Source organism: Bacillus sp. 17RED48, from assembly GCF_019837545.1.
Taxonomy (GTDB): domain Bacteria; phylum Bacillota; class Bacilli; order Bacillales; family Bacillaceae_G; genus Bacillus_A; species Bacillus_A wiedmannii.
This window is the reverse complement of the sequence record NZ_JADAXG010000003.1, coordinates 386,532-404,356: the sequence shown is the minus strand read 5'-3', so window position 1 is coordinate 404,356 and position 17,825 is coordinate 386,532. Positions and strand designations below refer to the sequence as shown.

Sequence of the window (17,825 nt, the reverse complement as noted above, 5' to 3'; positions counted from 1 at the left end):
GATCTTCCCCCCTTGTTTATATTACTAACATCATACAATACATAAACTGTACAGTCAAACGTGATGGTTTATTATTCATAATTTATACAATTTTTATCGTTTCATCTTATATAATCCAATCTATTAATTTAATTGTATAACAAAATACTTAAATATAAAAACCAAAACGAACGAAATATAACCATGAAATTGCCGGTTCCATTCTCATTTAAGTACATATCATAATAACATCGATATCAAATTCTTTTTATAAGTAGGAGGAAAAAATGAAAGCTGTTATTCTTGCAGGTGGATACGGAACAAGGATTGGGGAAGAAACTCATTTAAAACCAAAACCTATGATTGAAATTGGAACAAAGCCTATTTTATGGCACATTATGAGTTTATATAGCCATTACGGGATTACTGAATTTATTATTTGCTTAGGCTATAAAGGATATGCAATTAAAGAATTCTTTCTAAATTACAACTTACACATGTCCGATTTCACGATACATTTAAACGACAATACGATTACTAACCATTCTCATCGTATAGAACCATGGACAGTTACACTGATCGATACCGGTCTAAATACCGAAACAGGTGGACGAGTTAAAAAAATACAAAATTACATCGGGGACGAACCTTTCTGCCTCACTTATGGCGATGGATTAAGTAATGTAAATATAAAAGAACTCATTGCATTTCATAAAAAACACGGCAAAACGGCTACTGTTACAGCCGTACAACCTCCTGGTAGATTCGGTTCTCTCGTCTTAGATAAACAATCTGTAACATCCTTTCAAGAGAAGCCACTAGGTGATGGCGGATGGGTTAACGGTGGATTTTTCGTTTTAAATCCTGATGTTTTCAACTACATTAGTGGAGATAAATCTGTTTTTGAAACAGACACTTTAGTTCAGTTAGTAAACAAAAACGAATTGGCTGCATATCAACATACTGGTTTTTGGCATCCAATGGATACATTGCGCGATAAAAATAAATTAGTCGAGCTATGGGAAAGTAATAATGCTCCGTGGAAGGTTTGGTAATATGGCTTCATCATCTTTTTGGAATAAGAAAAAAGTATTTATTACAGGACATACTGGCTTTAAAGGCTCATGGCTCACCCTTTTTTTAAGTTCTTTAGGCGCAGCAGTAGTTGGCTATTCTTCTCATCCCCCATCCATCCCTAACCTTTTTGAACAAGGTAACGTAGCAAATGAGTGCACATCAATGAATGGCGACATTACAGATTACGATTCTTTATTCCATGCCCTAAAACAACATAACCCTGACATACTATTTCATTTAGCAGCCCAGCCAATTGTCACCATTTCATACAAAAATCCTATCGAAACATTTAAAACGAATGTTTTAGGTACTGTTCACGTATTAGAAGCAGCAAAACATATAGAAAGTATACGTAGTATCATTAATGTTACAAGTGATAAATGTTATGAAAATGACGGGAGCGGTAACCGAGCATTCTTGGAAAGTGACCGATTAGGAGGTTTCGATCCTTATAGCGCTAGTAAAGCTTGCGCTGAACTAGTTGCAACGTCATATCAAAAATCATTCTTCCACACTAACACTCTGAGACTCGCCTCAGTCAGAGCAGGTAACGTCATCGGTGGTGGTGATTGGGCAAATGACCGACTATTCCCAGATGTCATTCGTGCATATTTACAAGATACTACGTTAAATATTAGAAACAAACACGCTATTCGCCCGTGGCAACACGTATTAGATCCTTTACACGGCTATATTCTTTTAGCTGAAAATCTTTGGCAAGACGCAGAATATGCAACAGCGTGGAATTTCGGCCCGATAAATGAACCTAACAGAACAGTTTATGATGTCATTCAATCTATAATGAAATTATGGAATCAACCATTAACAGTCCTTTCTCCTCATACAAATAACCCTTATGAATCGCCAATTTTAACACTTGATAGTACAAAAGCAGTAAATAAACTCGGTTGGACTCCTAAGTTATCAACAGATCATTCTATCACTTGGACTGTTGATTGGTACAAAAAATATGCATCTGGTGAAAATATGGAATCTTTCACGCGCCAACAAATCGATGCATTCAAAAATTTATAAGGGGGCTATAAAATGGAACAGAAAAAATGCCGTTTTTGCCACTCATTACTCACAAATACTTTTTTAGATTTAGGTGTTTCCCCTCTCGCTAACTCATTTGTAGCTCCTGAACACTCATATAAAATGGAACCATTTTATCCGCTCCACACATTTGTTTGTCACTCTTGTTTACTTGTACAATTAGATGAATTTGAATCTCCGCACAACATTTTTCATGACTATTTATACTTCAGCTCTTACTCCTCCAGTTGGCTACTACACGCTAAACAATATGTAGAAATGGCGGTTAAGCGTTTCAACTTAACAAATCATTCGAAAGTAATTGAAATCGCGAGTAACGACGGGTACTTATTACAATACTTTCAAAAAGAACATATCGAAACGTTAGGAATTGAACCAGCAAAAAATGTAGCAGAAATCGCTATTCAAAAAGGAATTCCTACTGAAGTGAATTTTTTCAGCAATGACTTAGCAAAAAAATTACCGCAAGCAGATTTAATCGTCGCAAATAACGTATTAGCACACGTACCGAACTTGCATGATTTTGTTGCCGGTTTAAAAACATTATTAAAACAAGACGGTACAATAACAATTGAATTTCCGCACTTATTAAACCTTATATCCTTTAAACAGTTTGATACTATATACCATGAGCACTTCTCCTACTTCTCACTTATAAGTCTTCAAAAAGTTTTAGCTCATCATCATTTACAAATTGTCGATGTAGAAGAACTTTCAACGCACGGTGGTTCCTTGCGTGTTTTTATAAACCATCACAGTGATTCATCCACTATCCACTCCAGTGTTACAAATATAATCCAAAAAGAAGTAGATCACGGGCTAGATACATTAGATTGCTATCTCCTTTTTTCTAAACGCATTGAACAATTGAAAATAAATATTTTAAAGTTTTTTATCGAAGCAAAAGCTTCAAACAAACAAATTATCGGTTACGGTGCTCCAGCTAAAGGAAACACCCTTTTAAACTATTGCGGGATAGGAAAAGAATTTCTAGCTTATACCGTAGATAAAAACCCTCACAAACAAAATTTCCTTCTACCAGGAACCCGTATTCCAATAAAATCTCCAGAAGAAATACACCGTACAAAACCTGATTACATTCTCATACTTCCTTGGAATTTAAAAGACGAAATTATGAAAGAATGCTCTTTCATTCGTGAATGGGGCGGCAAATTTTTAGTAACGATACCAGAAATTGAGGTAATTGAGCCATGAAAAAAATTCTTGTAACAGGCGGTAGTGGATGGATTGGTAAATATGTTGTAAATTCTCTTATACAAAAGAGCTATGAAGTGCACGCCACTTATCATACAAATAAACCTTCTCACATCTCTTGCCACTGGCATAAAGTAAACTTACTTTGCGATGAAGAAGTAAAAAAACTCATTTACGACATGAAGCCTAGTCATCTCATTCATTTAGCTTGGGAAGCCGTACCGCCAGCGTGTTATGTATCTATTAATAATTACTATTGGCTTACATCCAGCATCTCATTGATTCAACACTTCACAACATGCGGCGGAAAGCGCGTCGTTGTTGCAGGTACTGGCGCAGAATATGAATGGTTTAACGGTGTACTATTTGAAGACTCACCACTTCTTTCCTATAAAACCCCGTATGCAGTATGTAAAAATACGCTACACTCCTGGCTACAAACGTACGCTGAACAAAACGACCTCAGCATGTGTTGGGGCCGCATTTTTCATATGTATGGCCCTCACGAACAAGGGAATCGGCTCGTTTCTAACATTATCACTTCCTTATTACAAAATGAGGAAGCACTATGTACACATGGAAAACAATCAAGAGATTTCCTCCATGTGAGCGACGTCGCTCATGCTCTCGTAACAGTATTAGAACACGACGTTACAGGCACAATCAATATCGCTTCTGGTCAATCTGTACAAATTAAAGAATTAGCTTCTATCATTGCTAAAAAGATTGGAAAAGAACATTTAATGAAACTAGGTGCGATCCCATTCTCTACAGATGAGCCTTTATTCGTCGGCGTTAATGTGGAACGTTTAAAAACTGAAGTAAATTGGAAACCAACATACGATCTAAATACTGGAATCGAAGAAACAATTTTATGGTGGGAATCATTTATAAAAAAGCATAACGATACGCATTACTAAAACGTAAATCCTTCGCCCCACTTGCTAAATCCTTATACCATTCTTCTAATTTTTCAGGTGTAATAATATGATGCGTGCCCATTCCACCTTGCTTACTAGCTTCAGAAAGAGTAGGACCAATTTGTAATTTCCTCTTTCTCATCGCATCGTTCCAAGGGCTGAAACCAAACCATGCAATACACGCAAGTGGCGGATAAACCATAGATTCATGTGCAGATAAATGTCTTCCAACCGTATAACTTCCGTGTTCATGATTATGAATAAATCTACCTCTTCTCCATAACGGCCAATCTTCTGGTAAATAACCGTGAAATCGCTGTTTCATTAAAGGTATTCCAAAGTTAAGGTCTGGATAATTATAGTTAAGATCATCGACCATAATAAGCCCTTCCAACCAATACATCCTCCCTCCCAATTCATTTAGTGATTTCCAAAATTGATTTTTATCTTGCACACAAAGGAACTCAGTCGTATTTAAAATCATTTTCCATCCCTTTACTTCTCGTTCTACCATCATCACTTCATCATCTGTCGCTAGTGCATCAAATTCTGGATTTAAAGAATCTCGCACTTCCCAATGCGGCGCGAATTTTTTACAAATTTTCACTGAACGATCTGTAGAACCTTTATTAATTAAAATGCCATGATCAAAAAGTTTCGTATGATGCATAAGCCACCACGGCAATAAATATTCTTCATTATAAAAATGAGAAATAACGGTTGTAGTTATAACAATCTCCTCCTCTTACTCTATTAATCTACTTTTTCATCCTACTCTTACTATACTTATCAGTAATGTAATTGGTTTCTTTTATTTCAAAAATATGTTTTTCTACCATATACTATGCTTTCTTAGACAACCACCATTTCCATTTTCTAAAGAAACATCCCAATAAACTGAAAATTAAGTTATAATATCATTATAAAATTATGAAGGAGGAATGCATTCATGTACTACAACACTTCATTCGAAAACGATCAACCTGTAGGCCGTCTATAAACTAAGGCGGGCATTCATATAACATAAAACACTATGCCTCGTCTTAGGGAACTCATAATACCCTAAAAATAGACGGAGGTACTTTACATGAAACAAACAATTTTAGGAGCTATATGTTTATCACTAGCAGCTAGTATATGGGGCGGTATGTATGTTGTTAGCAAATACGTACTCGACTTTATCCCACCACTGACACTCGTTTGGCTACGCTTTATCATTGCTTTTGTTGTTTTATATGCAATTTTGAAAATAGCTGAGAAAAAGAAAAAGAAAAAAATAACCATACGCAAAAAAGATTGGCTATTATTCGCTTGGATTGGATTTATCGGATACTTCATTTCGATCACATGTCAATTTATCGGAACAAAATTATCTGACGCTCATACAGGCTCGTTAGTAACATCAGCCACCCCTGCATTTATGGTTATATTTGCAGCAATCATTTTAAAAGAAAAGCTAACCGCTCGTAGACTGCTGTCTACTATCATAGCGACAATCGGTGTCATTATCGTCATTGGATGGGATATTGAAATTGGTTCCTATTTTATCGGTACAATCATATTAGTCGGGGCCGCTATTACGTGGGCTTTACTATCCATTTACGTAAAAATCGCTTCAGCTCGATTTTCATCTTTAGTGATTACAACATATGCCATATTCTTTTCACTCTTTTTTATTACACCTTTTATGATATGGGAACTACAATCAAGTTCTATTGAACATACGAACATGTATGTATTATTAGGCGTACTTTATTTAGGAATCGTCTCAACAGCAGGTGCCTTTTTTCTTTGGAATAAAGGATTAGAATTAATGGACGCGAGCATCGGATCATTATTTTTCTTCTTCCAACCTATCGTTGGATCGTTGCTTGGTTGGTTACTATTAAATGAAACATTGAGTAGTAACTTTTTTATTGGTGGTATTCTTATTATATGTAGTGTTTTCATTACTACTTTTGAAAAGAAATGAAAAAACAGGCAGAGATTCTTAATCTCTGCCTGTTCCATACTCTTTACGCACTCCAATGCGATGGACGGGACAATATTTTCGGCAATTTCGTATGTTTGTCCCCTTTCGCTGCATTAATTTGAACTTGCGTCAGAAAAATACTATTTGTAAAATCAGCCCCACGAATATCTGCATCTCGTAAATCTGCTCCGATAAGATCTGCTCCTCTTAAGTTTGCTCCATTTAAGTTAGCCGCAATTAAATACGCTCCTCTTAAATTCGCTCCTTGCAAATCTTTCTTCTTCAAATTTGCTCCCATAAGATCTGCTCCGCGGTGACTCATTCGTTTCTTACGCGCGGCATTCATTTCCTTCCAAACTAGCTCACTCGTTTCTAAAAGTAATACATTTACTTCTGCACGATGTAATAGAATATTTACTTTCATTAACTCGTCCGCATTTAAATTTGAAAGGCGGTCCGTCTCTTCAATTGCTTTACTTAGTTCTTTATGAATCGGTTGTGTCGCCGTCAAAAGAATAGCCTCATTCAAATACCACAGTATTTCATGAAGCTGATGCATAATCGGAAAAGCATCATACATTTTTCTCGCATGCTTTGCATCTTTCCGCCAATCAATCCCGTTAAATGTAACTTGCGAAATCTTCTGCCCAGCACCGAAACACTCAAATACTGTACAACCTTTATAACCTTTTCCTCTAAGATTTTTATGTATGCTACATTTAAAATCTGATTGTAAGTTAGAACATGGCTTCCCGCCATCTTTATTCACCGCAAAATCTACCGATGCTGCGAACGGTAACGCTACACAACATAGACCGAAGCATTTTTCACAGTTTGCTTTTAAATGATCGTTATGATTAGTCAAAATATATACCCCCTGTTGTCTTTTGACTATTTCATAATATTCCAACTGCACTAAATAATCAATTTTAAAATAAAATAGACTCTTTCATTTCAAATCATAACTTTATCATTTGATTTCCTTTCAATTGAAAAAGACAGTTTCTATCTAATGAATTATAATTAAATTATAAATATTCGAACTAAAAGGAGACTTACTATGGCACTCGAAATGAAAACAAACTGTCAAATTTGCGACCAATCTCTCGAATCAAATTCCGAAGCATACATTTGCGTGTATGAATGTACATTTTGTGCACCATGTACAGAAGAAAGACAAAATGTTTGCCCAAACTGTGGCGGCGAATTAGTACGTAGACCGAAGAAGAAATAGAAAAAAGCAAAGCGATATCGCTTTGCTTTTTTATTGTTTTTGGGATATATAGAAATTCTACCAATCACAAATTAAACGTTTAAAAACTTCACACAAACAGGCTCTGGTACAACAACATCAGATTGTAGCAGTGTTAACTTCCCTGTCGTTTCATTTCTTGAAAATAGCACAAGGTTATGTGACTTTTCATTTGTCGCAATAAGAAACTTTTCAGTCGGATCTAATACAAAGTCCCTCGGCCAATTTCCTTCTGTAGATGTATGTGCAACAAATGTAAGCTGACCTGAATTTTGATCCACACTGAAAACAGCGATACTATTATGACCGCGATTACCTGCATATACAAAGTGGCCGTCAGAAGAAATATGAATCGCACTTCCTTGACTATTGTCATCAAATTCTTTTGGAACGGTAGAAATATACTGCAACTCTGTAAAGGACCCATCTTCCGGATTATATGATAATGCAATAACTTCCGAACTCAGTTCAGTCATCACATAAGCGTATTTTCCGTTCGGGTGAAAAGCAATATGTCTAGGACCACTTCCTGGGTTCACAGACAAGCTATTCGCTTCTTTTAACTTACTATCTTTTATTTCATACGTAAGTATTTTATCAATTCCTAAATCAACACCTATCACATATTTTTCATCAGGAGTATATCCGGCGTAATGTGCATGTGGTTTTTCTTGTCTTTCTTTATTCGGACCTGAACCTTCATGTGTAATAATAGATGTGGCCGCATTTACAGTTCCAGCTTCTTCATTTACTACGAAAGACTCTATCGTTCCTTTATGGTAATTCGCTGTAACTACCGTACCATTTTCACTATCCACACTAATATGACAAGGAGAAGCCCCTTCTACTACTTGTCTGTTTTGTTCTGTTAGCTCTCCAGTATGACTATGAATCGAATAGGCAGCTACACCACCAGATTCGCCTTCCTTAACAACAGAATAGAGATATTGATTATTTTTGCTAATCGTTACATATGTAGGGTTATCCAGCTTGGCCGCAAGTGTTACATTACTAATTTTTTTTGCTTCCGTGTCTAAAGTAAACTTATATATTCCTTCACTATTTTCTTTCGTGTACGTTCCAACATATCCAATAAACTCTTTGTTATCCTTCATTTTCATAACCCTCTCCCTATAGTTTTTGTCCCTCATATTTTTTACAGAACAACCTTAAACTATTTTTTGAAAGAACATCTAAAAAAACTTGAGTACCTCTTTATAAGTTACCATATTTCCCTGCCAAATAGCCTCTAAACCCACTTTTTCTGAAAAGCCGCTATACTCTCATATTCTTCTTCCAGATGACGGGCCAGACGAATATAGATCGGTATTAATTCTTTATATTTCTCCACACTTTCCATGTTTGGCTCATGATAAAAATTGGCACCTACCATATGAGAAACTACATGTAATGTATCTATTTCACCTAAGCTATATAACCCGAGGATTGCCGCTCCTAAGCAAGAGCTTTCGAAACTTTCAGGAACATATACGTCTTGATGAAAAATATCCGCCATCATCTGTCTCCAAAGTTCCGATCTGGCAAAGCCACCTGTCGCTTGAATTTTTTTCGGTTCACCAATTAGCTCTTTTAAAGCAAGAAGAACTGTATACAAGTTATAAATGATTCCCTCTAAAACAGCACGGATAAGATGCTCTTTCTTATGATGTAGCCCAAGCCCAAAGAAAGATCCACGCGCATTCGCATTCCATAAAGGAGCTCTTTCTCCTGCTAAATACGGATGAAATAATAAACCATCCGATCCAGGATTCACTTTCGCTGCTATTTCAGTAAGCAATTCATAAGGATCTTTTCCTAAGCGCTTCCCATGTTCAACTTCTAACGCACATAATTGGTCACGAACCCACCTAAAAATCATACCACCGTTATTAACCGGTCCACCAATTACCCAAAGGTCCTCAGTTAACGCATAACAAAAAGTCCTACCTTTCGGATCCGTTACAGGCTGATTTGTTACAACTCGCACCGCACCGCTCGTACCAATTGTAATAGCAACTACTCCAGGTTCTATTGCATTTACACCTAAATTCGATAGTACCCCATCACTCGCACCGACTATAAAAGGAGTAGTAACAAGTATATTCATCTCTCTTGCAAATTCTTCATCTAATCCTATTAAGCTGTGCGTCGTTGGAACGAGTTTAGAAAGCTTTCCCTCCGAAATTCCTGCAACACGAAGAGCTTCTTTATCCCATTTTAAAGATTTCAAATTGAACATCCCTGTTGCTGATGCTATAGAATAATCAATTACATATTCATTAAATAACTTATAGAAAACATACTCTTTAATTGAGATGAATTTATAGCTTTTTGCAAATAACTCAGCATGTTCATTTTTAAACCAAACTAATTTTGAAAGTGGTGACATAGGATGGATTGGTGTTCCAGTACGAAGGTAAATTTCATGACCATTCATATCATTTTTTATTTTTTCTGCCCAGCTTGCACTTCTATTATCTGCCCAAGTAATACATCTCGTTAACGGCTTCCCTGCTTCGTCTACAGCAATGACACTATGCATTGCCGAACTAAAAGAAACACAAAGAATATCAACTGGCTGCACATTACTCGATTGTATAGTTTCTTTAATCGTATGTATGACCGCTTGAAAAATCTCTTCTGGATCTTGTTCTGCTGTTTCTGGTGCGGGAGAATATAAAGGGTATTCAATTCCATGACTTGTAATAACTGATCCCTCCACCGAAAACAAAACTGATTTTGTACTAGTTGTCCCAATATCTACACCAATCATATATTTCGAGCTCACTATGTAACCCCTTTCAAATTTTTCCTATAACAAAAGAGCACCATGATGTATACAAAAAGACGCTCCCTTATGAGAGCTACGTTTTCATAAACTTCACTCTCCATAAGGGGATCCTTTTTATAACCATTGTGCTGTTTTGAAAATGCATGGTGTCTTTTTATATCGCTGCTTTCACGTAATAAGGTACCAAACTCAGGATTTATTTTACAGGATGAAGTTACATAAAGATTGGTCCTCTCGTGAAAAAGCAATTTGTGAAAACTTTACTCCCTTATAACTTAGGCGCTTTCGCCCAATCCGCAGCAAACTTTTCAATACCTTGATCTGTTAGCGGATGCATAGCAAGTTGTTCAATGACTTTATAAGGAATTGTTGCAATGTGAGCACCTGCCATCGCTACACGAGTTACATGGTCTGGGTGTCTAACAGAAGCCGCAATAATTTGGGTATCTAATAGATGAATATCGAATAATTCAGCGATTTTAGCAACTAATAGTACGCCATCTTCAGAAATATCATCTAAGCGACCTAAAAATGGAGAAACGTACGTTGCACCTGCTCGAGCAGCTAAAAGAGCTTGGTTCACAGTGAAAATAAGTGTAACGTTCGTTTTCACACCTTTTTCAGTAAGGTAACGACAAGCTTCTAATCCTGCTAGTGTCATCGGCAGTTTTATTGTAACTTTTTCATCGCCACCGTTAATTTTAATCAGTTCTTCTGCTTGAGCAATCATCTCTTCGGCTGTAACAGCATCTGGCGTTACTTCTGCCGAAACAGATTCAACGTTAGGCACTGCCTGACAAATTTCTGCAATACGGTCTTCAAACTTAATGCCCTCTTTCGCTACTAAAGAAGGATTCGTTGTAACGCCAGCTAAAACACCTAGTTTATATGCCTTTTTTATGTCCTCAAGATTTGCAGTATCAATAAAAAACTTCATAATTTATTCCCTCCATTTTTTAAACGTTAACGAGTTATACTTTTAAAATGTTTATTTCTTTTCTACTGCATGTCCGCCAAATTCATTGCGCAGTGCTGCTACAACTTTCCCTGTAAATGTATCATTATCTAATGAGCGGTAGCGCATTAATAGAGACATTGCGATAACAGGAGTTGCTGTTTGAAGGTCTAATGCTGTTTCTACTGTCCATTTCCCTTCACCAGAAGAATGCATAACGCCCTTAATTTCATCCAGTTTTGCATCTTTAGAAAATGCATTTTCAGTCAATTCCATTAACCATGAACGAATAACTGAACCGTTGTTCCATACTCTTGATACTTTTTCATAATCGTAATCAAATTCACTCTTCTCTAAAACCTCAAATCCTTCACCAATAGCAGCCATCATTCCGTATTCAATTCCGTTATGAATCATTTTTAAGAAGTGACCGCTACCAGCTTTCCCTGCATATAAGAATCCATTTTCTACAGCTGTATCTCGGAAAATAGGTTCAACGATGTCCCAAGCTTCTTGATCTCCTCCGATCATGTAACACGCACCATTACGAGCACCTTCCATTCCGCCAGAAGTTCCTGCATCCATAAAGTGAATACCATCTTTCTTTAATTGCTCATATCGGCGAATAGATTCTTTATAATGTGAATTCCCTGCTTCAATTAAAATATCTCCTTTTGATAACAGCGGTGTAACCTCATTAATAACAGAATCAACAACAGCGTGCGGAACCATTACCCAAAGAATTCTTGGTGATTCCAACGATTGAACTAGTTCGTTTAAACTAGATACACCTGTAGCACCATACTCTTTCATTTCTTCCACTGCACTCGTATTTAAATCAAATGCAGCTACTTCATGTTTATGATCCATTAAATTCTTCCCTAAATTTAATCCCATTTTACCTAAACCAATTAATCCTACTCTCATAATATAATTCCTCCTTGAATTACCTTTCATCATAAATACATGTTAATAAAATGATGAATATCTTTTTTCATATTGCTTTACTTATAAGAATGTACTTATTTTTTCAATCCCTCATCTAACCACCATTTAAATTCACTTTCTTGTAATAGAGCATGGGCAGCATCTGGACCGTACGAACCTGATTTATATTCATGAAGAGGTAACAAGTTTTCTTCGAACGCTTCAAGTATTGGCTGCACCCATTCCCATGACAATTCAACTTCTCTCCAGTGTGCAAAGAATGTAGAATCTCCACATATAGCATCATAAATGAGTCTTTCATAAGCTTCCGGTATTCCCACTCCTGTTTGCTCACAAGTAAAATGAATACGAATCGGTTCAAGCTCTCCATTGTTCAATGGATTTTTACTATTTAATTGGAGCGAAACATTTTCATTTGGGCTAATTTCAATGATTAACAAATTAGGCTCCGAATTTGGATTACTTTCTTGATATTGCTGTTTTAACGTATTTTTAAATTCAATTACAATACGAGTAGACTTTTCTTTCATTCTTTTTCCTGTTCGTATATAAAAAGGAACATCAGTCCAAAATGGGTTATCAATCCATAAGCGAGCCGCAACATATGTATCTGTTTGAGAAGAAGGATTTACTCCTGGCTCATCTCTATACGCTACAACTTCTTGGCCTTTTATCTCCCCTGAAGCATATTGTCCGCGAATGATATGGTTCTGAACGTCTTCTTTTTTCACTTTACGAAGAGTTTCCATTACCTTTCGTTTTTCCTCACGAATTTCACATGCATTTATCTTTTCCGGCAGATTCATAGCAGTCATCATTAATATTTGCAACATATGATTTTGAACCATATCGCGAATGGCTCCTGCATGATCATAATATGCTGCCCTTTCTTCCACCCCAACCGTTTCACTAGCTGTTATTTGTACATTCGCAATATGTTCTTTATTCCAAATCGATTGAAGAACAGGATTTGCAAATTCAAGTGCTTCAATATTTTGAACCATCGGCTTACCTAAATAATGATCAATACGGTATATTTCGTCTTCTTCAAACGTTCGACTAAGCCTATCATTCAGCTCTCGGGCAGATGTAAGATCATGACCAAATGGTTTCTCAATCATTAGGCGCTTCCATCCATCCGTTTTATCAAGTCCACTTTCTTTAATATTTAAAGCAATGGTCTCAAAGAAGTCAGGAGTAACTGAAAGGTAGAACATTCTATTCCCTTGTATATTTTGTTCTTCTTCCCTTTCACGAACTACTTGCAATAACCTTTTATAATCTTCTGGCTTATTCACATCTAACGGACAATAACGAAAATACTCTAAAAAATCTTCTATTTTCGGAGTACCTTCATCTTTGCGACGAGAAAAAGTTTCTATTGATTCTTTTACTCTTTTTTGAAAATCTACATGAGATACTTCACGTCTTCCAAGCCCAATAACGGATATTTGCTTCGGAAGCTTTTGATCTCTATATAAGTTATATAGCGCAGGGTAAATTTTCCTTTTCGCTAAATCCCCTGTTGCTCCAAATAAAACAAAGGTCATTGATTCCAATTTCAGTCCCCCTCGTGATGTATAGTCATTGTCACCTTAGTAAAAATGCATTGTACAGAAGCTACTATTATTGTTGATCCAACCTTACTTCTTAACTTCTAATTTTTTATATTTGTCGCTTTCTAATTGTCCCCAATATTAATAGTGGCAATTCACAGCATTTTCCCCACATCCTACTTACTCATTGTAACTTACATAAAATAACTTAATTATCAAAAGTAATTAAGTTATTTTATGTCTATCATATTAACTACATAGATTATTACAGTCAAGAAAAGTGTCTCGAATTAAAGATTTTTTATTCCGCAACATCTTATTAGAAACATGTTCATTACATAAAATGAATAATAAAAAGGAAAAAACCGAACATATTCTTGTTCGGTTTTTTCCTTTTTACTATTGCTTCAAATGGTTTTTAACTGCCCTTATAACTAATTCATGATCTTCTTCTGGTGGTAATCCTGAAACTGTTATCATTCCAATAACTCCTACGTCTTTTATTTGGACAGGAACGCAGCCACCGAACGCAGCATAATCCGACCTATCTAAAAGATATTTTTCATTATATGGAACGCCCGTTAGTTCACTTTGTATTTGCATATAATACGAGCTATGATTATGCAAAGAAACAACCCGTTTTTTACGCTCAATCCATTGCGTATTTTCCGCAGTCGTCCCTGTCATCTTGAAATGAAATAGTTGCACACCATTTTTCGCTATATCAACAGCAATCAATTTCCCCTCTTTCTTTGCTGTTTCAACGATAAATAAACCTATTTGCAGTGCATCTTCATTTGTAAAAGAGGAAAATTGAAGTGTTTCCTCTTCTATTAATATTTGCTTACTTATTTCATTCAAATTTGAAGTACTCATATCTTTATCCCCCTTACTCACTTTATGCCACATTGATATTTTTCAATTTCTGTGACTCTATCGTACGGCCTTTCCATATAACTAATACCGTAAAGCGCACTCTTTTCTTCTTAGTGCTATTATGAATTATATTTAACGTATTAAAAATGTATGTCCTCTAGCGCTAAACATTTCGTATAGAAGTTTTCTTTTGGATACTACTTACAAGCTAAAAAAACCAGTTGCTTAAGCAACTGGTTCACTAACAATTTCATATAGGATATTCATTCAACCAAAGGAATGCTTGTTCATAGTCATCGGAAAATTTTACAGATTCTTTTGTATTGGACTGTTGTAAATAATTCAGTATCTCCCCTTCTTCAAGGAGAAAAGCAATTGCCTTACTGTGATTCAAAATCGTTTCATTGAAAAACTTCTCTTTCCATGCTTTTTGAACAGAAAAATGATCTGGCGTATATCCTTTTCTATCTACCAGCAATTTGTATTTTCTTCCCTCGAAAATGAATTGCTGACAAACCTGCTCGAAGCCATTAAACCATTCATAAACATCATCTGTTTTAATCTTGCCGATAAGACGGGTAACAATTATATCTCCCGAAACTGTTGTGCTAATATTCAGCTTACTCAACCTAGAATCATCTCCCTTAGCTACAATTATGCGGAAATATCACATAAAATCAATCAGATAAAATTGTTTCGCATTAAAAAAGGACAGACCCTCCAAACGGAGAAGCCTGTCCCAAAATTGTTCTATTTTATATTAGAACTAACAATCGTGAATTAGAATAATGATTTAATACTTGCTAAAACAGTAAGTACACCTACAATAATAACAAATACGTTACTCATTTTCCCTTTGTATTTAGCTAGTACTGGTACTTTATTGATTGCATACATCGGTAATAGACATAAGATAGCAGCAACTAATGGACCACTTAGAGAATCAATAAGTCCAAGAATACTTGGATTTGTATAAGCAACAAACCAGCATGATAATACAACAAAAGTAAGGACGATTGTCTTAATCGTTTTTTCTTCAATTACTTTTCCACGTGATTTACCGAACTTAATAATCATGTCACGCATTACTTCAAATGCTCCAATATAATGGCCAAGGAAAGATTTTGTAATAGCCACAAAAGCAATAATTGGAGCTGCAATCGTGATTACAGGTGAATTAAGCTCATTCGCAAGATATGAAAGGATTGATAAGTTTTGCTCTTTTGCCATTTTTAAATCTTCTGGAGTCAAGCTTAATGTACTACTCCAAACGAAGAACATAACTACAGCGAATGTCATAATATAACAAACTTTTTGTATTTGCGCACATTTAGCATCAGTAGCTTCTATTCCATACGTAGCTCTCTGCTTCACAACAAATGATGAAATCATAGGTGAATGATTAAATGAGAATACGATAATTGGTAGAATCAACAATATCGTTCCAAAATATCCTGTTCCTGTTGAAGCAGTAGAAACAGCTGAAAAGCTAAGCATTGACGTATTCCACTGTGGAATTAAAGATATTGCGATAAACAGTAGAGAAGCTATGAAAGGATACACTAGCATACTCATGATTTTTACAGTAATATCTTGACCAAAATTCAGTATAGCGATAAGACCAAGAACTAATACAAGTGATAAAATAGCTCTTGGAGGTTCTGGCATGTGCAATTGATGCACGATAAAACTACTTGCAGTATTTGTAAGCGCAACCGAATACATTAGTACGATTGTATAAATTGAACCGAAATATACGATGTTAAAAATGATACTTGCTTTATTTCCGAAATACTCTCTAATTGTACCTGTGATCCCCTCATCAGCAGAATTAGAAGCGTATATCATTTTAGCAAGTGCCCTATGTGAGTAATACATAACTGGATATGCAAGCAATGTAATTAGTAGTAATGATAATAAACCACCTGAACCTGCATTAATCGGTAAAAAGAGCACCCCTGCTCCAATTGCAGTTCCAAATAGACTCAATGCCCATGTAGTATCCTGCTTATGCCACTTTTTCGGATCTGCATATTGCTCATTTTTTAGTGCGGTATTTTCAGCTTGAACTTCTATTTTCTTTGCAGTATTCCCGTTCATATAATAACTCCCCCTTGTATCTATTCCTGCGTCTCTCTTTATAGCTAACAAATATTTACCTTTTTGGATAATGAATTCCTTACAAGTTGCCCCACATTGTATGTCCTTCATCATAATGAATCCAAATTGAAACATTCGTTAGTTAGCGTCCTAACATAAATGTTAGCGTTCACAAAAAAGTTTACTCGTAATATCCGCTCTTTATATAAAGACCGCTTAAGAGAACAATATTGAATAGACTTCATAAATACGTTGCAACATTTCTAATAACAATGTATTACTTTAATGGTTTCTCTGAATTACTTGTAACAGTAATTTTAGTTAAACCGGCCTCTCTTCATTTATGAGGCATTTCTTTCTCAATTCTATACATCACTTTAATAGCTTCGGCAGCATTTATGGTATTGATTACACAAGCCACTGAAGCACTTTACATACATTTCGCCTCTAACCACACACCTTTCTTACTAGTAATCGCATTTTTTATATTTTCTCCAGAGATAATAAAATTTCTCTCGACGCCCTCATTATAACGTGTATATTTATAAAATTAATATTTTTATATTTTCTGAAATATTAAATGGATATAATTTTACATGGATAATACTTTACAGTTAGCATGCAACCCTTGTTCCTATCACTTATAACGGAATTAATCAGCATAAAATACAGTAAAATATTGTTTATTTAAGCTACTCATTTTAAAAATATTTATATTCTTCTTTATCGAAAAATTTTATTTCAAACTAAAAAAGATATTCTAATAAATAATTAACGTGGTGAAAAAGAAATATCTTTTTAAATGTATAAACCAATTTTCAGGATATATATTATAGGCATTGCATTCATATACATTTTTAGGAAAATACATATTTTAACTTGATGGCAATGAGAGAACCGCTAATATTTCGCAAAACCTAAGCTAAACGAAAAAATAAGCTGCCCATATGGACAGCTTATTTACATCATTATTAGGATCGGGTAAACAAATCACTTCAATGTCATCTTAATTGTAGTTTTTTCAACTCTTCTTCAGGGATATTCCTATGTTTGTAATGAATTGGTTTTATTTCATTTCCTTTTAGATAATATTATTGATTATTGCACGATTCAACCGAATAATATAAT

At 35.4% G+C, this 17,825-nt stretch carries 16 protein-coding genes and 1 pseudogene; 6 read left to right on the top strand and 11 right to left on the bottom strand.

The window, feature by feature from the left end; all coding sequences use genetic code 11:
- The first annotated feature begins 266 nt into the window (after positions 1–266).
- Genes rfbF through ILT06_RS14890 form a run of 4 tightly spaced genes read left to right on the top strand, consistent with a single transcriptional unit; the run spans position 267 to position 4,247 of the window.
- Positions 267–1,034: a glucose-1-phosphate cytidylyltransferase gene (gene rfbF, locus ILT06_RS14905; protein ID WP_154131382.1), complete on the top strand. Its 768-nt coding sequence runs from the start codon at positions 267–269 to the stop codon at positions 1,032–1,034.
- Between the two features lies 1 nt (position 1,035).
- Positions 1,036–2,091 (top strand): CDP-glucose 4,6-dehydratase, encoded by a 1,056-nt coding sequence (rfbG, locus tag ILT06_RS14900; RefSeq protein WP_154131383.1) that lies wholly within the window; start codon positions 1,036–1,038, stop codon positions 2,089–2,091.
- A 12-nt stretch (positions 2,092–2,103) separates the two neighbouring features.
- A complete protein-coding gene (locus ILT06_RS14895; protein ID WP_064475879.1) occupies positions 2,104–3,327 on the top strand; it encodes a class I SAM-dependent methyltransferase in 1,224 nt (407 codons plus the stop codon).
- Complete coding sequence (locus ILT06_RS14890) at positions 3,324–4,247, top strand: NAD-dependent epimerase/dehydratase family protein (RefSeq protein ID WP_064475880.1); 924 nt, start codon at positions 3,324–3,326, stop codon at positions 4,245–4,247. The genes ILT06_RS14895 and ILT06_RS14890 overlap by 4 nt, the downstream gene beginning before the upstream one ends.
- Here ILT06_RS14890 and ILT06_RS14885 read toward each other — a convergent pair.
- Positions 4,216–4,983 carry a glycosyltransferase family 2 protein gene (locus ILT06_RS14885; RefSeq protein WP_081257302.1) on the bottom strand — a complete coding sequence of 256 codons (768 nt, stop codon included), beginning with the start codon at positions 4,981–4,983 and terminating at the stop codon, positions 4,216–4,218. The genes ILT06_RS14890 and ILT06_RS14885 overlap by 32 nt on opposite strands.
- Before the next feature lie 351 nt (positions 4,984–5,334).
- Here ILT06_RS14885 and ILT06_RS14880 point away from each other — a divergent pair, with 351 nt between their 5' ends.
- The gene (locus ILT06_RS14880; RefSeq protein ID WP_088047121.1) at positions 5,335–6,219 is read left to right on the top strand and encodes a DMT family transporter; all 885 of its coding nucleotides are present in this window, start codon (positions 5,335–5,337) and stop codon (positions 6,217–6,219) included.
- A gap of 43 nt (positions 6,220–6,262) precedes the next feature.
- Here the strand turns inward: ILT06_RS14880 and ILT06_RS14875 are convergent, their stop codons facing one another.
- A complete protein-coding gene (locus ILT06_RS14875) occupies positions 6,263–7,084 on the bottom strand; it encodes a pentapeptide repeat-containing protein (RefSeq protein ID WP_222655240.1) in 822 nt (273 codons plus the stop codon).
- 195 nt (positions 7,085–7,279) lie between these two features.
- Here ILT06_RS14875 and ILT06_RS14870 point away from each other — a divergent pair, with 195 nt between their 5' ends.
- On the top strand, positions 7,280–7,453 hold the full coding sequence (locus tag ILT06_RS14870) for a DUF1272 domain-containing protein (RefSeq protein WP_001162795.1): 174 nt from the start codon (positions 7,280–7,282) through the stop codon (positions 7,451–7,453).
- Between the two features lie 71 nt (positions 7,454–7,524).
- Here ILT06_RS14870 and ILT06_RS14865 read toward each other — a convergent pair whose 3' ends face one another.
- The 9 genes and pseudogenes from ILT06_RS14865 to ILT06_RS33280 all read right to left on the bottom strand — a co-directional run.
- Positions 7,525–8,592, bottom strand: coding sequence for a lactonase family protein (locus ILT06_RS14865; protein ID WP_483861602.1), 1,068 nt, complete (start codon positions 8,590–8,592; stop codon positions 7,525–7,527).
- A gap of 128 nt (positions 8,593–8,720) precedes the next feature.
- Positions 8,721–10,262: a gluconokinase gene (gntK, locus tag ILT06_RS14860; protein WP_222655318.1), complete on the bottom strand. Its 1,542-nt coding sequence runs from the start codon at positions 10,260–10,262 to the stop codon at positions 8,721–8,723.
- Positions 10,263–10,530: 268 nt separating this feature from the next.
- Positions 10,531–11,199 carry a fructose-6-phosphate aldolase gene (gene fsa, locus ILT06_RS14855; protein WP_000667683.1) on the bottom strand — a complete coding sequence of 223 codons (669 nt, stop codon included), beginning with the start codon at positions 11,197–11,199 and terminating at the stop codon, positions 10,531–10,533.
- Positions 11,200–11,250: 51 nt separating this feature from the next.
- Positions 11,251–12,144: a phosphogluconate dehydrogenase (NAD(+)-dependent, decarboxylating) gene (gnd, locus tag ILT06_RS14850; RefSeq protein ID WP_064475886.1), complete on the bottom strand. Its 894-nt coding sequence runs from the start codon at positions 12,142–12,144 to the stop codon at positions 11,251–11,253.
- A gap of 95 nt (positions 12,145–12,239) precedes the next feature.
- Complete coding sequence (gene zwf / locus ILT06_RS14845; protein ID WP_064475887.1) at positions 12,240–13,724, bottom strand: glucose-6-phosphate dehydrogenase; 1,485 nt, start codon at positions 13,722–13,724, stop codon at positions 12,240–12,242.
- Between the two features lie 396 nt (positions 13,725–14,120).
- Positions 14,121–14,630 (bottom strand): heme-degrading domain-containing protein, encoded by a 510-nt coding sequence (locus ILT06_RS14840; protein ID WP_176713067.1) that lies wholly within the window; start codon positions 14,628–14,630, stop codon positions 14,121–14,123.
- 217 nt (positions 14,631–14,847) lie between these two features.
- Positions 14,848–15,255: an STAS/SEC14 domain-containing protein gene (locus ILT06_RS14835; RefSeq protein ID WP_255299893.1), complete on the bottom strand. Its 408-nt coding sequence runs from the start codon at positions 15,253–15,255 to the stop codon at positions 14,848–14,850.
- A 122-nt stretch (positions 15,256–15,377) separates the two neighbouring features.
- Complete coding sequence (locus ILT06_RS14830) at positions 15,378–16,697, bottom strand: aromatic amino acid transport family protein (RefSeq protein WP_064475890.1); 1,320 nt, start codon at positions 16,695–16,697, stop codon at positions 15,378–15,380.
- A 1,001-nt stretch (positions 16,698–17,698) separates the two neighbouring features.
- Positions 17,699–17,788: pseudogene (locus ILT06_RS33280) on the bottom strand (DUF3888 domain-containing protein); the annotation flags it as partial.
- Positions 17,789–17,825 lie beyond the last annotated feature (37 nt).